The sequence below is a fragment of the Mesorhizobium sp. KR9-304 genome, assembly GCF_040049215.1.
Taxonomy (GTDB): Bacteria; Pseudomonadota; Alphaproteobacteria; order Rhizobiales; family Rhizobiaceae; genus Mesorhizobium_K.
Map to the genome: position 1 here is coordinate 79189 of NZ_JBDZDN010000008.1, position 14032 is coordinate 93220.

Genomic DNA, 14032 nt, shown 5'->3' on the forward strand with positions numbered 1-14032 from the left:
ACTCTTCCCGCGCCTCGGTTTGATGCTGATCAAGGCGGGCCATCCTTTGGAGGTCATTTTTGCCAGATGGCTGTGCACATTACCGGTGTCGCCGTGGCACTCGATTGGATGGCGGACCTCCTCGAGACAGAGGGTGCCAATCCGTTTCGAATCGGTGCCTATCCCCGTGCCGGCGCCGCGATCGAGAACAAGCTGGACAATGTCGGTGGCATGATAGCGGATGGCCGGCCGCTCGATGAACTCCCCGGCATCAGTGAAAATCTCGTAGGTAAGATCGAAGAGATTGTCCGGACAGCCAAGATGAAACCTCTGGATGAGGTGGAGACTAGGTACGTGGCCCGATTTCGCGATCGGCGCCGCGAGGCGTTTTCGCATCTCCTGAGCTTGATCTGCCTAGTAGGCCTGTCGCTTTTGTGGACAACATTCGGCCGCGCCGACGATATCACCGTTCGGGTCGGCTATTTTCCCAATATTACGCATGCTCAGGCATTGGTCGCCAGGAACTTCGAGCGACGGGGGCGGGATTGGTTCGCTCCATGGCTCGGCGCCCGCGTCAAACTCGAATGGTATGCCTACAATGCCGGTCCCAGCGCCATGGAAGCGATCTTCGCTGAAAGCCTTGATCTGAGCTATGTCGGACCCAATCCGGCGATAAATGCCTATGCACGGTCGGGGGGAGAGGAGATCCGCATTCTTGCCGGAGCGGTCGAAGGCGGATCGGCCCTCGTTGTGCGACCCGATCTAATTCTCACCAAACCGGCGGATTTCCGCGGCAAGCGCATCGGCACCCCGCAGTTCGGCAACACACAGGACGTTGCCGCTCGCGCTTGGCTCATCGCCGGGGGGCTGAGGATCACGCAGGCTGGCGGTGACGCACAAGTCCTGCCGACGGCCAATCCTGACCAACTGGCTCTCTTCAAGACCAGGCAGCTCGATGCGGTCTGGACAGTCGAGCCATGGGTTTCTCGGCTTGAGCTGGAAGCTGGTGGCAAGGTGCTGGTAGAACAAAAGGACGCCGTGACGACCCTGCTCGTGTCGCGTGCCGGGTTTTTGGCGCAACATCGTGATATCGTCAGCCGTTTCGTGAACGCGCATCGCGAGCTGACGACATGGATCAACCAGCATCCGGATGAGGCGCAACGCATGATCGGTGATGAACTCAAGGCTGATTTCAGGATCGTCATGTCGGCGGAACTCTTCGCCCGCGCCTGGATGCGGATGTCCCTGACTAGCAGTATCTCGTCCTCGCAACTGCAGGCGTTCGTGACCAGCGCCCAGCAGGTTGGGTTCTTGCACTCGATGCCTGATCTATCGCGCCTTGTAGATCCGCAATGACCCTGCTGGATCCAACAGAGGTAAATACGCGGAATCACGGACCCGATATCAAAGCGTCCCCAAAGCTCGTTGTTGAGAATGTGTCCAAATGGTTTCGTACGCCGCGGGCGAGCGTGCATGCGCTCGACAACATCTCGATGCGGGTTGCGGCAAGCGAAGTCGTCTGCCTGGTGGGACCAAGTGGCTGCGGCAAGTCAACATTGCTCGACATCATCGCGGGATTGACGAAGCCCGACGCCGGCCGGGTACTCGCGGATGGGCAGCTTGTCACAGGTCCCGGGCGGCAGCGCCTCATGGTGTTTCAGGAGCCTTCTCTGTTTCCCTGGCTGGACGTCTTCGGCAATGTCATGTTCGGCCTAAAGCTCTGCCCGGAGCTGAGTGGGAGCGAGCGACGGGAAATCGCCCACCGACTGCTTGCGTTGGTGGGGCTCGAGAAATTCGAACGGGTACATGTGCATGAGCTGTCGGGCGGAATGAAGCAGCGTGTGGCGTTGGCGCGCGCGCTCGCCCCCGATCCTCAGGTTCTCTTGATGGATGAGCCCTTTGGCGCGCTCGATGCGACGACGCGAGAGCACCTCTATGACGATATCCAGCGGATCTGGAGCACCAGCGGCAAGACAATAATATTCGTGACGCACAACATGCGCGAGGCAGCCTGCCTCGGGGATTGCGTCTTGCTGATGTCGGCGGCTCCGGGACGGATTGTCCAATCCTTCGACATCCCGCTGCCGCGCCCGCGCAGCATCTACAATGTCGAGTTGGTAGCCCATGCTGCGCGCATCGCCGATGCCCTTCGAGGTACCGTTGGCCAGGGTGTGTCGGAATGAAGCGCCTGATTGCCGTATCGCTCTTTTTCACGGCGCTGCTTGGACTGTGGGAGCTCGCAGCGCGTAGCGGCCATTGGTCTCCAGTCCTCTTCCCGACCGCAGCGAGCGTCGGTCGGTACCTCTGGGGAGCAATATCGGACGGGACACTCACCGAGGCGATTTGGGTTACCCTCAAGCGATTGCTGGCGGGCTACACGATTGGCGTCGTGGTCGGCCTGCCGCTCGGACTGCTCACCAGTGCATCGCAGCTGATGGAGGATACGCTCGGGGCGCTCGCGCTCGGTCTCCAGACATTGCCGAGCGTGTGTTGGGTGCCCCTGGCACTGCTCTGGTTCGGGCAAACGGAAGCAGCAATGCTGTTCGTTGTGGTGATGGGAACCGTTTGGTCAGTCATCATCGCGACCAATCACGGTGCCCGTACTATCCCGCCGATCTACGCGCGCGCAGCGCGCACGATGGGATCGAAAGGGCTGCACCTTTGGACGAGGGTTATGGTGCCGGCGTCACTGCCATTTCTGGTGAGTGGTATGAAACAGGGATGGGCGTTCGCGTGGCGATCACTGATGGCCGCCGAAATCTACGTAACCATCCTGACGGGGTTCGGGCTCGGCCAATTGCTGCATTACGGGCGTGAACTGAACGCGATGGATCAGGTAATCGGCGCCATGGTGATCATCGTGCTGATCGGTCTGCTTGTTGACAGAATCCTCTTCTCGCCATGGGAGCGGTTTCTGCATCGCCGCTGGGGCACGAACGTCGGATAGCGCCGTCTCTCTCGCGCGCCGGATCACCATGGCTGCCGTCCATCAACACGACATGAAGCGGTGAACACGGCTTTCGTTCAGCAGTGTCCTTGTTACGCCGCCGAAACCCATTCGCGCACCCGGCTGTGCCCATAAGCGCCTGAGACGATCAGATCGGCATGAGCCGAGCGGGCCAATTCCAGCAAGCCCTGGCCATCGCCCGAATGGGTGATCACGTCTCCGCGCGCGGTCACTCCGTGACGTCTCAGGAAGGACACGACGTCGTTAACGCTCTCACGGACGGCACGATCAGGTTCGCGATCTATCATGGCGACGGTCGTCTCGGTCGAGGCCGTCAGGAACGGCAAAGCGTCGACTACGGCGCGGCGCGCCTCGCGATCGACCGTCGACGCCCGCCTTGATGAGCCGTCGCAATTACATCGCCATGTCGGGTGCCAGTGTCCGTTCCTTGGGCGGTTCCGGGATCTCGGTCATCGTCGCCTCGGTCAAAAGCAGAACACCGGCCACCGACACAGCGTTTTCAAGAGCGATGCGGATGACCTTGGTGGGATCGATGATGCCGACTTCGATGAGGTCGACATACTCCTTTCGTCCGGCGTCGAAGCCGAAATTGCCGGTTCCCTCGATCATCTTTGAAACGACTACCCCACCATCAACGGCAGAGTTCTCTGCGATCTGGCGGACCGGCGTCTCAAGTGCGCGCTTGAGAATCTGCACGCCCGTTCGCTCGTCGCCGTCGCAGTGCTGTTCCTCATCCTCCACCGCAGCGATGCAACGCAGCAATGCAAGCCCGCCGCCCGGAACGATGCCCTCCGCGACCGCTGCCTTGGTGGCGCTGATGGCATCATCGAGTGCTTCCTTCTTGGATTTCATCTCGGCTTCAGTCGGGGCACCGACCTTGACGACTGCGACCCCACCCGCAAGCTTGGCCAGTCTTTCCTGCAGCTTTTCACGATCGTAGTCACTGCTAGTGTTGTCGATTTCGCGCCGGATCTGCTCCACACGACCCTTGATCGCCTTCGCATCGCCGCTGCCGCCGATGATCGTCGTGGCATCCTTGTCGATGACGACGCGTTTTGTGCGCCCCAGTTGCTCCATCGTAACGTTTTCGAGCTTGATGCCAAGGTCCTCGGAAATGACCTGTCCGCCCGTCAGGATGGCGATGTCCTGCAACATCGCCTTGCGGCGATCGCCGAAGCCCGGTGCCTTGACGGCGCAATTCTTGAACGTGCCCCGGATTTGATTGACGATCAGCGTTGCGAGCGCTTCCCCCTCGACATCCTCGGCGATCACCAGCAACGGTGAACCCGACTTCGCTACCGATTCGAGCAACTTGATGAGGTCATTCAGCAAGGCGATCTTCTTTTCGACGATAAGAACGAGAGCATCTTCCAACACCGCTTCCATCTTTTCGGGATCGGTCACGAAATAAGGCGAGAGGAATCCGCGATCGAACTGCATGCCTTCGACGACCTCGAGGACCGTCTCCGTGGTCTTCGACTCCTCGACGGTAATCACACCTTCTCCCCCGACCTTCTCCATGGCCTCGCCAACGAGCTCGCCGATGATCGGATCATTGTGCGCCGAGATCGTCGCCACTTGCTCCTTCTCGCGTCGTGTCGCAACCGGCCGTGATAGCTGCTTCAGTGACTCGACCGCGCGTTTTGTTGCGCGGTCCAGACCTCGCTTGATGTCAATCGCGCTGGCGCCGGCTACGACGTTGCGCACTCCGTCGGCGAACATCGCTTGCGCCAGAATGGTCGATGTGCTCGTTCCATCACCCACCATGTCTCCAGTCTTCTCGGCTGCCTGGCGCAGCATGCGGGCACCAAGATTCTCTTCGGGGTCTTTGAGATCGAACTCCTTGGCGATGGTCACCCCGTCGTTGCAGACGATCGGCGCGCCCCATTTCTTCTCGATCAGGACCGACTTCGACCGTGGACCGAGCGTGACACGCACGGCATCGGCAAGCTGCGTCGCGCCTCGGAGGATCTTTTCGCGCGCCTCCGAACGAAACAATACCTGTTTGTGTGCCATGGCTGTCTCCGAAATTGCGTTCAGCCTATCTAACAGGGCTGCTTTCGGGCGGCTTTGACGCGTGTCAATAGCCAACGGAAGCTGCCTTTTTGCCGCGAAACCGGTTAGGCTCGGTCAGCCTATGGAGGCAGCCGATGTCCGACCTGAAACAGTTGAGAGCACTCGGTATCCTGACGGCGACGGCAATCGGCCTTTATGTCTGCTATCTGCTGACCGTGCCGTTCCTGCCCGCGTTGACCTGGGCGCTTGTGTTGGCAATCGTCCTTAACCCGGCTCACCGGCGAATTGAGGCAAGGCTGGGTAATCCAAGCCTGGCCGCCCTGATGTCGGTGAGCCTCGCGGCGGTTGCCGCCGGACTACCGCTTGTCTTCGTCGCACAGCAACTCGTTCGCGAGGCAGTAAACGGCGCCACGTACATTGAGCAGGTCATCAGAGACTGGAACAGTTATGACCTTGTATCGAATTATCCTAGGCTTTCGGCTATCGCCGGATGGATCGAGGATCGGCTCGATCCGGCCGGCTCGATCGCCGCATTCACGCAATGGATGACTGAGCAGAGCACATCCGTGGTGCGCGGGTCGGTCAATCAGGGAGTAACGTTCGTCCTGACCTTTTACATGCTGTTCTATTTCTTGCGGGACCGTCATCAGGCATTGCGAGGCGTCGAAAACCTTTCGCCGCTCCATACACACGAGACGACACGTATTTTGTCGCGCTTCGCGGAAACCGTGCACGCCACATTGGTCGGAACAGTGTTCGTGGCGGCCGTCCAAGGAACATTGGGCGGCCTAATGTTCTGGTGGCTCGGCCTGCCGACCCCAGTATTTTGGGGTCTGGTAATGGGTCTTCTCGCCATCGTGCCCGTACTTGGCGCGTTCGTGGTCTGGGTGCCGGCGGCCACCTATCTCGCGGTGGAGGGGGCTTGGACCAGCGCGGCGATACTGGCCGTCTGGGGCGGCGTCATCATCGCGGGCATCGATAACCTGCTCTATCCTATGCTAGTCGGGAACCGATTGCGGCTTCACACATTGATGGCCTTCATCGGCGCTGTCGGCGGCATCGTCCTCTTCGGAGCGTCCGGGCTCGTTCTCGGTCCGGCGGCGATTGCGGTCACCCTTAGTCTCATTGACATTTTCAAGAAGCGACTGGACGGCCCAACCGCGATCGAGCCCGCCCCAGCGCACGGTCACGAGCCAGGCGCGGCCGAGCCGGGTGGGTGAGGGCGCCGCCGCGTTGTCATAGCCTGGCCGGAGTATACGGCCAAGTGTCGCGAATGAATCCGATTGGATCGGACTGTGCGACTTCTAGCCAAATGCCAGCGCCAGCGGGACCGCGCGTGGTCGCTTCTGAGCAAGCATTTCGATTGGTGGGAACCCGGTACCCTGAAGCCAGTAGCCCTGCCGCCATCCGAGCGTTCTTCGCACTGTTGTTCCGCGTCCTCATCGAACGGCTTTCCGGGCGTGAGGCCAAAGACAGCCATATGCTTGACCGGCTGGCCTATCCGTGTCGTCAGATGGTTGCCTCACCCCCGTTGTCATGAGCGAACTATGATGCAACTTCATCCTTGGCTGATTGTACAGTGCCTCGTCGTGCTGACGTTTGCGAACGGCGTGCCGGTCATCGCCAAAAAATTGCTCGGCGAGTGGCTCGCATGGCCGATCGACGGAGGTTGGCTTCTTTGGGATGGTCAACCTCTCTTTGGCCGGTCAAAGACATATCGCGGCCTTGTGCTGGCAATAGTCTCTTCTGCGGCTGGCGGCTCGTTTGTGGGGCTCGACCTCAAGACCGGAGCGCTGATCGGCTTCGTTGCGATGGCCGGCGACCTGCTATCGAGCTTTCTCAAGCGACGCCTTCGCTTGGCTTCGAGCGCCCAAGCGCCCGGGCTCGATCAGGTGCCGGAATCCCTGTTACCCCTCCTGGCCGTCAGTAGCCTTCTTGGGTTGTCGCTCTGGGATATCCTGGTCGGAGTCGGCGCCTTCTGGGTTGGTGAGATCCTTGTTTCTCGGCTTCTGTACACGCTTCGCATAAGGGACAGGCCCTACTAGATCGCTGCAGTGGAGATGGTGGAGCGTGATCTCAGGCGGGCAGTTGAGCCGTACCGCGACGACACTCGAGCCGGCGCCAACCGAAGTGTAGCCCGCCATGTCGCGGTGCTTCCAGGAACCGGCGCCCATCGACCGCGGAAGCTTCGAACTCAGGGTAATGGGAATGCCTCCCGGCAGACAAATCTGTCCGCCGTGGGTGTGGCCGGCCAGCAGCAAATCAAACCCGGCGTGGGCCGCCTGGCGATAGATTTCGGGGGTGTGCGAAAGCAGGATCGAATACGCATCCGCCGGCACCTCGGCGGCCACCTTTTCGATATTGTCGACCCTGAAGAAATGAGCATCGTCTATCCCGGCCAGATGGATGCGCTCGCCGCCCCTGTCGATTGCGACGATTTCGTTCAAGAGCATGCGAATGCCCATGTCCTCGAGCGCCGGCACCATTCGGACCGTGTCGTGGTTGCCAAGCACGCCATATAGCGGTCCCTTGAGAGAGGCGCGCACGCGCGCAACGCCGGTCAGAGCTGCGCCGAACGGGCCGAAGGTCTTTGCGCGGAAGTCGCCGGTCAAGACGCATACATCGTAGTCGAGATCAGTGACAAGCTCGATCACGCGGTCCATCGCTGGGCCACTCATGTCCGCGTGGAGATCGCTCAGATGAAGAATCCGAAAACCTTCAAAGGCACGTGGCAAGCCGGCCGATACGATCTTGTTCACCCGAAGCTGGACGCGCGCGGCATTGTGTCGTCCGCGGCCGTAGAGGCCTGTGAGCCGTAGTACATTTCGGATCACCGCATGGATCGAGTACCAATTCTCCAGGTGGAAGAAGTTCAAACCCTGACCGAAGACCTGGGCTTCATGGTCCTCTTCAATACCGAGACGCTGGCGGGCATGGATGCGGCCCAGGCGCTCGTCCAACCTCTGGCTGACGTCGATCATCGCGGTTCACCGGGTTCGTCCGCCGAGAAGGCAGGGTGCACCTATGGTGCCACACGCTGCAAGACATCTTCCTGCGCATTCGGTCACGCAACTCGCCAAAGTCCACCGCATAGCCGGTACGATCTTCGTCGCCCCCTCGTGAATCGCCACACCACTGCGGGAAAACAGGGCCGCTGAGTAGGTCCAGACAGATATGAGACGGGGGCCTTGAGAAAGGTTCGGGGGTTTCCGAAGCTGGAGTTGCAACACACCAGTTTCAGGAGAATCCCCGATGCAGGTCTTTGGCCTGTCTCGCCATGTTATCAGAGCCGGTGCTCTGGCGTCACGGCTCGCGGCGACATCTCTTTCGCATGAAGCGGCGCTGCGCATGGATGCGGTCAGGCGGTGGACTGCGGCGCAGCGCGCCGGGCTTTCGGCGCAAGCCGCGGCAAGCGCGGTCGGCGTCTCGCGGCCACGCTCTATCGCTGGCGCGCCGTCTCTGTCCAAACGTTTGCTATTTTCACTCGAAACGTCTCTGTCCGCGACTTTCCTAAAAATGGGCCCAAATAGCGTCGACATTTCCGAGGCTTAGTTTTGCTGTTTGGTTGCCAGTTCGAGTCCCTTGGGAACCACCATCCAGTCTGCCGCAATTGCGGTGTTTGCAGCCGTCTCCAAATAGCCTCGTCATTTCCGTGGGTTACCAGATACGTTCTCGCAACACTTGGCAGAGAGACGCGCTTTAGCGACCAGATATGGGCTTTTCGCGAAGCCGTCTCCGTTTGGCCCTTTCGCCGGCCAAGTGTTTGGCCAAGCGATGGTCGGTGCATCGTCGATGATTGTGGGAAGTATCGGCTACTTGCCGATAAGGTCTGCCTGCTCACGCCATGACAGCGGCAGATCTGCCATGCGCGACAGACGCAGGGCCGTCAGTTCGGCGGGCTGTGAACCGTCGAGGATCGCTTCGGTGATCGTTGGAGCCAGGAAGGCCAGGGGAAGCAGCCGGCTGACTTCTGAAGGGTCGGTGGAATTGTGTTTGGCTATCTGGGACAGGCTGCACCCTGAGCCGTCTGTCAGTTGCCGACGATAGCGATGCGCCCGGCGGATCAGATCGACCAACGCCGCGTCGGGCTCGCGCTTGGCATCGGAACCGTCCGCCAGTACCATTCTGGTTTCGACGCCTCGACGTCGCAAGGACATGGGACACTCAATATTGACGACTGGATATTTGGCGGATGGGGATTTTGCCTGTTTCGCTGTCGCCTTGCGATCGAGCATCAGATTGGCCAGCGCAAGGCGATCGACTTCAAGGAGCAGGCAGCCGGGCTTCAGGATGATGCGGCGGAACACTTTTGCGATCATCGCCTTGCGCCAGGTGAGGGGATCTGTCTTCCAATCGCGCCGGATTCTCTCGGCGCGTTGCATCGCGTTACCAGTCTCGTCGGCTGCTACCAATTCCCTGGTCCATTCGGAAAGCTGCGCCTTGTTGGCGAGCATGCAATCCATTTGATGCTCAACAATCGCATCAAGCTGATTGGCTGGAAGCCGCCATCCACTGTCTGACTTGAGATCAGATGAAGATCCGCCAGTCGCGGTGGTTTGGTCGGTGACGCTCGATGACGTCCCGATCGTCAGTCGCCTTGACACATAGTAGAGGTACCGAATGCCCTTCTTGTTGGCATGGACCGAGCGCAACTTCTCGCCAGCCTCGTCATAGACCAATCCAGTCAGCAGGTGCTGGCCTTTGCTGTTTGTCGGGCTGCGTCGGCGTGGGGCCTGGCTGGCAAGAAGCGCCTGGGCGGCTTCGAACAATCTTGCATCGATGATCGCCTGGTGCTCTCCCTCATGCACGAGTGTCCGATGTCTGATCTTTCCGACATAGATCGGGTTGGACAAGAGATGATAGAGATTGCCGCGCCCGAACGGCCTGGTGACGTGCTGCGTTCCGTCCATGCGTCGAACTGTTCTCGTCGTCAGTCCTGATGCCGCCGCTTCGTCAGCCAATGCCCGGACCGATTGCAGCTGAAGATATCGATCAAACAGGTGCCTGACAGTCGAGGCCTCTGTTTCCTCGATGATCAACTTTCTGCTTTCGACGCGATAGCCAAAGGGAACGACACCGCCCATCCACATGCCTTTCTTCTTGGAGGCGGCAATCTTGTCGCGGATGCGCTCGGCGGTGACCTCGCGCTCGAACTGGGCGAATGACAGAAGCACGTTGAGCATCAGCCTGCCCATCGAGGTCGTGGTGTTGAACTGCTGGGTGACCGAGACAAAGGAGACACCGCTTGCATCGAATACCTCGACGATCTTGCCAAAGTCGGTGAGGGACCGGGTAAGGCGATCGATCTTGTAGACGACCACAACATCGATCTTCCGGTCGCGGATATCCTGCAGCATGCGCTGCAGGGCAGGGCGCTCCATCGTGCCACCGGAGATGCCGCCATCGTCATAGGCGGCAGGAACCGGTTTCCAGCCAAGGCTGGCCTGAGACACAATGAATGCCGAGCACGCCTCGCGCTGGGCGTCGAGCGAGTTGAACTCCTGGTCAAGGCCGTCCTCAGTCGACTTACGGGTATAGACAGCGCAGCGAAGGCGGATGACGTCACTCATTGCCCAAAGAACCTTGGGCCTGACCATCGGGCACCGGTTATGCGGCGGGCGACAGCCGAGAGCGAGCGATAGGTCTTGCCGTCGAACAGAAACCCGTCATCGGTCACATCAACAACATGCATCCTGCCATTCCATTCCCGCATGAAGCGTGTTCCTGGCCGAGGCTTTGGGGCGATTGATGCAATCGCGGTGCGCTGCGATGCAGGCAGTTCCAAACGGCTATCCTCGGATGATGATTGCTCTCCAACATTACCGCTTGATCGCGACAAAGCTTCAGGTTCCATTGCAGAACCATCGGCAAGAGGTCGCTCGACCTTCAGAGCCCGGTTGGCCTCTCGGGACAACCCGCCAAGCCGTCGTGCCTGAAGATGCCAGGCAGCAGACCGTTCGAGCAGGCTTCGTTTGATCCCCTTCGGTGCTGTACAGCCGTATGTCTTCAACCAGGCTGCTACCAGTTCCTGTCGAGGGAGATCACCGATCCCGGCAATCTCCCTCTCCAATTTGTCGATCCGGCTCATAGCGCTACTTGGCCAGCCGGTAGCGACGTTGTCCGTCCTTTCCGATCTCGTTTTCAAGCGGCAGACCAAGCTTCTTGCGGACGGTGCCAGATAGAAACCCGCGCACCGAGTGCGCCTGCCACCCGGTTGCCGTCATCAGCGTCTCGATCGTTGCGCCCTTGGCTGCGCGAAGCTTGTTGACGACAATGTCTGACTTGCTTGCAGTAGCGTGGCCGACTGCTGCCGCTCGAGGAGCGGTTGGTTCTTGGACGGGAACGGGATTGCCGGGAGCTTTGGCTTTCGATCTGCGAGCAGGCTTCGGCTTCACAGGTGCAGGCGTGCCAGGCCGCTCGTCCGGCATAGAATCATCAAGGTTGGAATCTGTGGTCATTTTGTTCTCCGTCAGGTTCAAGCGCCGGACTATCCTGCGCCTGTACTGACGGAAGCCCGCAGTTTGCGGGCAGAGCGGTTTGACCTCGGAGCGACAACTCAACAAGGCAGCCAAATTCGTCGTTGCCAAGCAATGCGTGCTTTAGGGCCGAAGTCCAGTGTTGAGACGCGAATTTATGAGAGCGGCCATAGTGCGTTCGTCAGTCCTTTTTTTGGTTCAAATCCTGGAGGCAAGTGGTTGGGCGCTGCTGTGAGTTTCGTTCTCGCAGTTTAAGAAGGTAGCGCCCGCGACCATGAGAATGGCAGGTTTGCGCCTCATCGCAGACATTCAGCCAAACTTCTCCTTTGCCCGAAAGCCGACATTGCCCAAGGACTTGGTTGCGCTACCAGGATGACCCAATCGTTCAACTGACGTCCCGATTGAGCACGATAGCTCATCTATGCCAGGAGCATGCTTCCTCCTTGGCAAACGTCATTTGGAGGAAAGTATGGCAAGCGAATACGCGGTAATGGCGTCGATCATTCTTGTACACGGCGGCTTCGTTGACGGCTCCGGCTGGCAGGGTGTTTACGGCGCGCTGAGGAAGGACGGTTATAACGTCACCATCGTGCAGAATCCGACAAAGTCACTAGCAGATGATGTCGCGTTCACCCGGCGTGCGATTGCGGCACAGGACGGCCCCGTTGTTCTTGTGGGCCATTCCTATGGAGGCGTCGTCGTCACCGAGGCGGGAACGGATGAGAAGGTGAGGGCGGTCGTCTACATCGCAGCCTTTGCGCCCGACAAGGGCGAGTCGGTATCAACGCTGATCGCGAACCCGCCGCCGGGGGCACCGGTGCCGCCCATTCTGCCACCAGTCGACGGCTTTCTCGCCCTCGACAAAGCGAAGTTCGCGGCCTCCTTTGCTGCTGACGTAGATGCAGAAACGGCCGCGTTCATGGCAGACTCGCAGGTGCCGTGGGGAGTCGAGGCGTTGACAGGCGCCGTTACCGCCCCGGCTTGGAAGGTGAAGCCGAGCTACTATATCGTGGCCTCTGAAGACCACATGATACCGCCGCCTGCGCAGCGCATGATGGCCGAACGCGCAGGGTCCACGGTCGCAGAGGTTGCGGGCAGCCACGCCGTTTACGTCTCCAAGCCTGGGGACGTTGCCGCATTGATCCGCCGCGCGGCGGAGGAAGTGACGCATTAGGCGCAGATGACTCGGGCACGGTTTTGGTTCACAATGTGGCCGCCAGCCGTGCCCGTTCTTGCGGCACTCGGAGCATCCACGTCTTGAGCAGTCGCATAGACCGAAGTCGTTCTGACGAGGACCGCTGGGTCGGGCCACAGTTCGTGTCGGATTCCCTGCACCTGGAAAATGCGGCGACACTGACGACGAGTTCGATGTGCAAGTCTGGCATGGGGTTTGTCGAGCTCAAAGGAGATCGCGACGATGTAGGTGTTAGCGAACGCGTCCGGGACGATGCGTTCCTGGTCGCGGTTCAGCTGAAAGAGTGTCCGGACTTCGATTTATACGCCGACCACCGTTTGTTCCCCCACCGAAACTTCGTGGCCGGCTCCATTACAATCTACGATCTGCGCACAAACCTGCTCTACGATCTTCGCCCGCCAAAAGCCGGGGACCTCCGCGACACGTTTCATGCAATCGACTTTTACTTGCCGTGTAGGGCCCTCGACGCTTTGGCCGAAGACGCTGGTTCGCCGCGTATCGACGAGCTTCGCCACGAACCTGGGAAGCCGTTCAGGGATTCGGTCGTGAACAACCTCGTGCGCTCGATTGAGCCAACGTTGGCGGTTCCACCCGAGGAGAGAAACGCAATTTTCATCGACCATGTAGCTATGGCGCTCGCGACACATGTGGCGCACACATATGGGGGAATGCAGCTGCATCCGGTCTCAACAACCGGGAGACTGGCTCGGTGGCAAGAGCGTCGTGCCAAGGAACTCCTCGCAGCCAATTTGCAGGGAGGCATCACACTCACCGAGTTGTCGGGCGCATGCGGATTGTCGATACGACATTTTACGCGGGCGTTCCGTGGATCGACTGGCATGTCGCCGAATGCCTGGCTTCAACATCATCGTGTTGAAAGGGCGAAGGGCATGTTGACGAACTCGAACCGCGTGTTAGCCGACGTCGCACTCGATTGCGGCTTTGCCGATCAGAGCCATTTTTCGCGTACTTTCCAGCGCATGGCTGGTGTCAGCCCAGGTGCTTGGCGGCGCCTATTCCGGCGCTAACACCCTTTTCGCTTCTCATCGGCTCGACAACTCACCAGCGTACGAAATCGGGCGAATAAAACCGGCGATGTCCGGGTTATCACGTTGCTGGTCCAAAGCTGCCTGTCTGCCTTTGATGCGGTGGACGGCTCTCCTCCCTCTCTGCGGTATGATCGCGGGATTAGAGCTGGAGGAGCGCGATGATGAGCAACGTTACGACGATCGGTCTGGATATCGCGAAGTCCGTGTTTCAAGTGCACGGCGTGGCTGCGGCCGGTGAGGTTGTCATCCGAAGGAAGCTGACTCGTGGGCGCGTTCTGGGATTCTTCGAGAAACTGCCCCGATGCCTGGTCGGGATCGAGGCTTGCAGTTCGTCGCATTATTGGGCTCG

At 59.7% G+C, this 14032-nt stretch carries 12 protein-coding genes and 2 pseudogenes; 8 read left to right on the forward strand and 6 right to left on the reverse strand.

Annotated elements, in window-relative coordinates; all coding sequences use genetic code 11:
• Window positions 1-66: 66 nt before the first annotated feature.
• The 3 genes from ABLE71_RS25325 to ABLE71_RS25335 are packed head-to-tail and all read left to right on the forward strand — an operon-like array spanning window position 67 to window position 2926.
• Window positions 67-1335, forward strand: a complete 1269-nt coding sequence (locus ABLE71_RS25325; protein WP_348786259.1) for an aliphatic sulfonate ABC transporter substrate-binding protein — start codon at window positions 67-69, stop codon at window positions 1333-1335.
• Complete coding sequence (locus tag ABLE71_RS25330) at window positions 1332-2162, forward strand: ABC transporter ATP-binding protein (RefSeq protein ID WP_348786260.1); 831 nt, start codon at window positions 1332-1334, stop codon at window positions 2160-2162. Before ABLE71_RS25325 ends, ABLE71_RS25330 begins: the two co-directional genes overlap by 4 nt.
• Window positions 2159-2926, forward strand: coding sequence for an ABC transporter permease (locus tag ABLE71_RS25335; RefSeq protein WP_348786261.1), 768 nt, complete (start codon window positions 2159-2161; stop codon window positions 2924-2926). The genes ABLE71_RS25330 and ABLE71_RS25335 overlap by 4 nt, the downstream gene beginning before the upstream one ends.
• Before the next feature lie 92 nt (window positions 2927-3018).
• On the opposite strand, the gene ABLE71_RS25340 is transcribed toward ABLE71_RS25335, so the two are convergent.
• Together ABLE71_RS25340 and groL are read right to left on the reverse strand one after the other, a co-directional pair.
• Window positions 3019-3234, reverse strand: a complete 216-nt coding sequence (locus ABLE71_RS25340; RefSeq protein ID WP_348786262.1) for a universal stress protein — start codon at window positions 3232-3234, stop codon at window positions 3019-3021.
• Window positions 3235-3340: 106 nt separating this feature from the next.
• Window positions 3341-4963, reverse strand: coding sequence for a chaperonin GroEL (groL, locus tag ABLE71_RS25345; RefSeq protein ID WP_348786273.1), 1623 nt, complete (start codon window positions 4961-4963; stop codon window positions 3341-3343).
• Window positions 4964-5097: 134 nt separating this feature from the next.
• Between groL and ABLE71_RS25350 the strand changes: the two genes are divergently transcribed.
• Together ABLE71_RS25350 and ABLE71_RS25355 are read left to right on the forward strand one after the other, a co-directional pair.
• On the forward strand, window positions 5098-6183 hold the full coding sequence (locus tag ABLE71_RS25350) for an AI-2E family transporter (RefSeq protein ID WP_348786263.1): 1086 nt from the start codon (window positions 5098-5100) through the stop codon (window positions 6181-6183).
• Window positions 6184-6774: 591 nt separating this feature from the next.
• Window positions 6775-6936: pseudogene (locus ABLE71_RS25355) on the forward strand (CDP-archaeol synthase); the annotation flags it as partial.
• On the opposite strand, the gene ABLE71_RS25360 reads toward ABLE71_RS25355, so the two are convergent.
• The 4 genes from ABLE71_RS25360 to ABLE71_RS25375 form a co-directional block, all read right to left on the reverse strand.
• Window positions 6871-7944: a metallophosphoesterase gene (locus tag ABLE71_RS25360; protein WP_348786264.1), complete on the reverse strand. Its 1074-nt coding sequence runs from the start codon at window positions 7942-7944 to the stop codon at window positions 6871-6873. The pseudogene ABLE71_RS25355 and the gene ABLE71_RS25360 sit on opposite strands and share 66 nt — an antisense overlap.
• Before the next feature lie 831 nt (window positions 7945-8775).
• Window positions 8776-10533 carry a recombinase family protein gene (locus ABLE71_RS25365; RefSeq protein ID WP_348786265.1) on the reverse strand — a complete coding sequence of 586 codons (1758 nt, stop codon included), beginning with the start codon at window positions 10531-10533 and terminating at the stop codon, window positions 8776-8778.
• On the reverse strand, window positions 10530-11051 hold the full coding sequence (locus ABLE71_RS25370) for a DUF2924 domain-containing protein (RefSeq protein WP_348786266.1): 522 nt from the start codon (window positions 11049-11051) through the stop codon (window positions 10530-10532). The genes ABLE71_RS25365 and ABLE71_RS25370 overlap by 4 nt, the downstream gene beginning before the upstream one ends.
• 4 nt (window positions 11052-11055) lie before the next feature.
• Window positions 11056-11442 (reverse strand): DUF3489 domain-containing protein, encoded by a 387-nt coding sequence (locus ABLE71_RS25375; RefSeq protein WP_348786267.1) that lies wholly within the window; start codon window positions 11440-11442, stop codon window positions 11056-11058.
• Window positions 11443-11908: 466 nt separating this feature from the next.
• Here ABLE71_RS25375 and ABLE71_RS25380 point away from each other — a divergent pair, with 466 nt between their 5' ends.
• From ABLE71_RS25380 to ABLE71_RS25390, 3 genes and pseudogenes are all read left to right on the forward strand, one after another.
• Window positions 11909-12613, forward strand: a complete 705-nt coding sequence (locus ABLE71_RS25380; protein ID WP_348786268.1) for an alpha/beta hydrolase — start codon at window positions 11909-11911, stop codon at window positions 12611-12613.
• A 143-nt stretch (window positions 12614-12756) separates the two neighbouring features.
• Window positions 12757-13662: an AraC family transcriptional regulator gene (locus ABLE71_RS25385; protein WP_348786269.1), complete on the forward strand. Its 906-nt coding sequence runs from the start codon at window positions 12757-12759 to the stop codon at window positions 13660-13662.
• Between the two features lie 182 nt (window positions 13663-13844).
• A pseudogene (locus tag ABLE71_RS25390) lies at window positions 13845-14032 on the forward strand (IS110 family transposase); the annotation flags it as partial.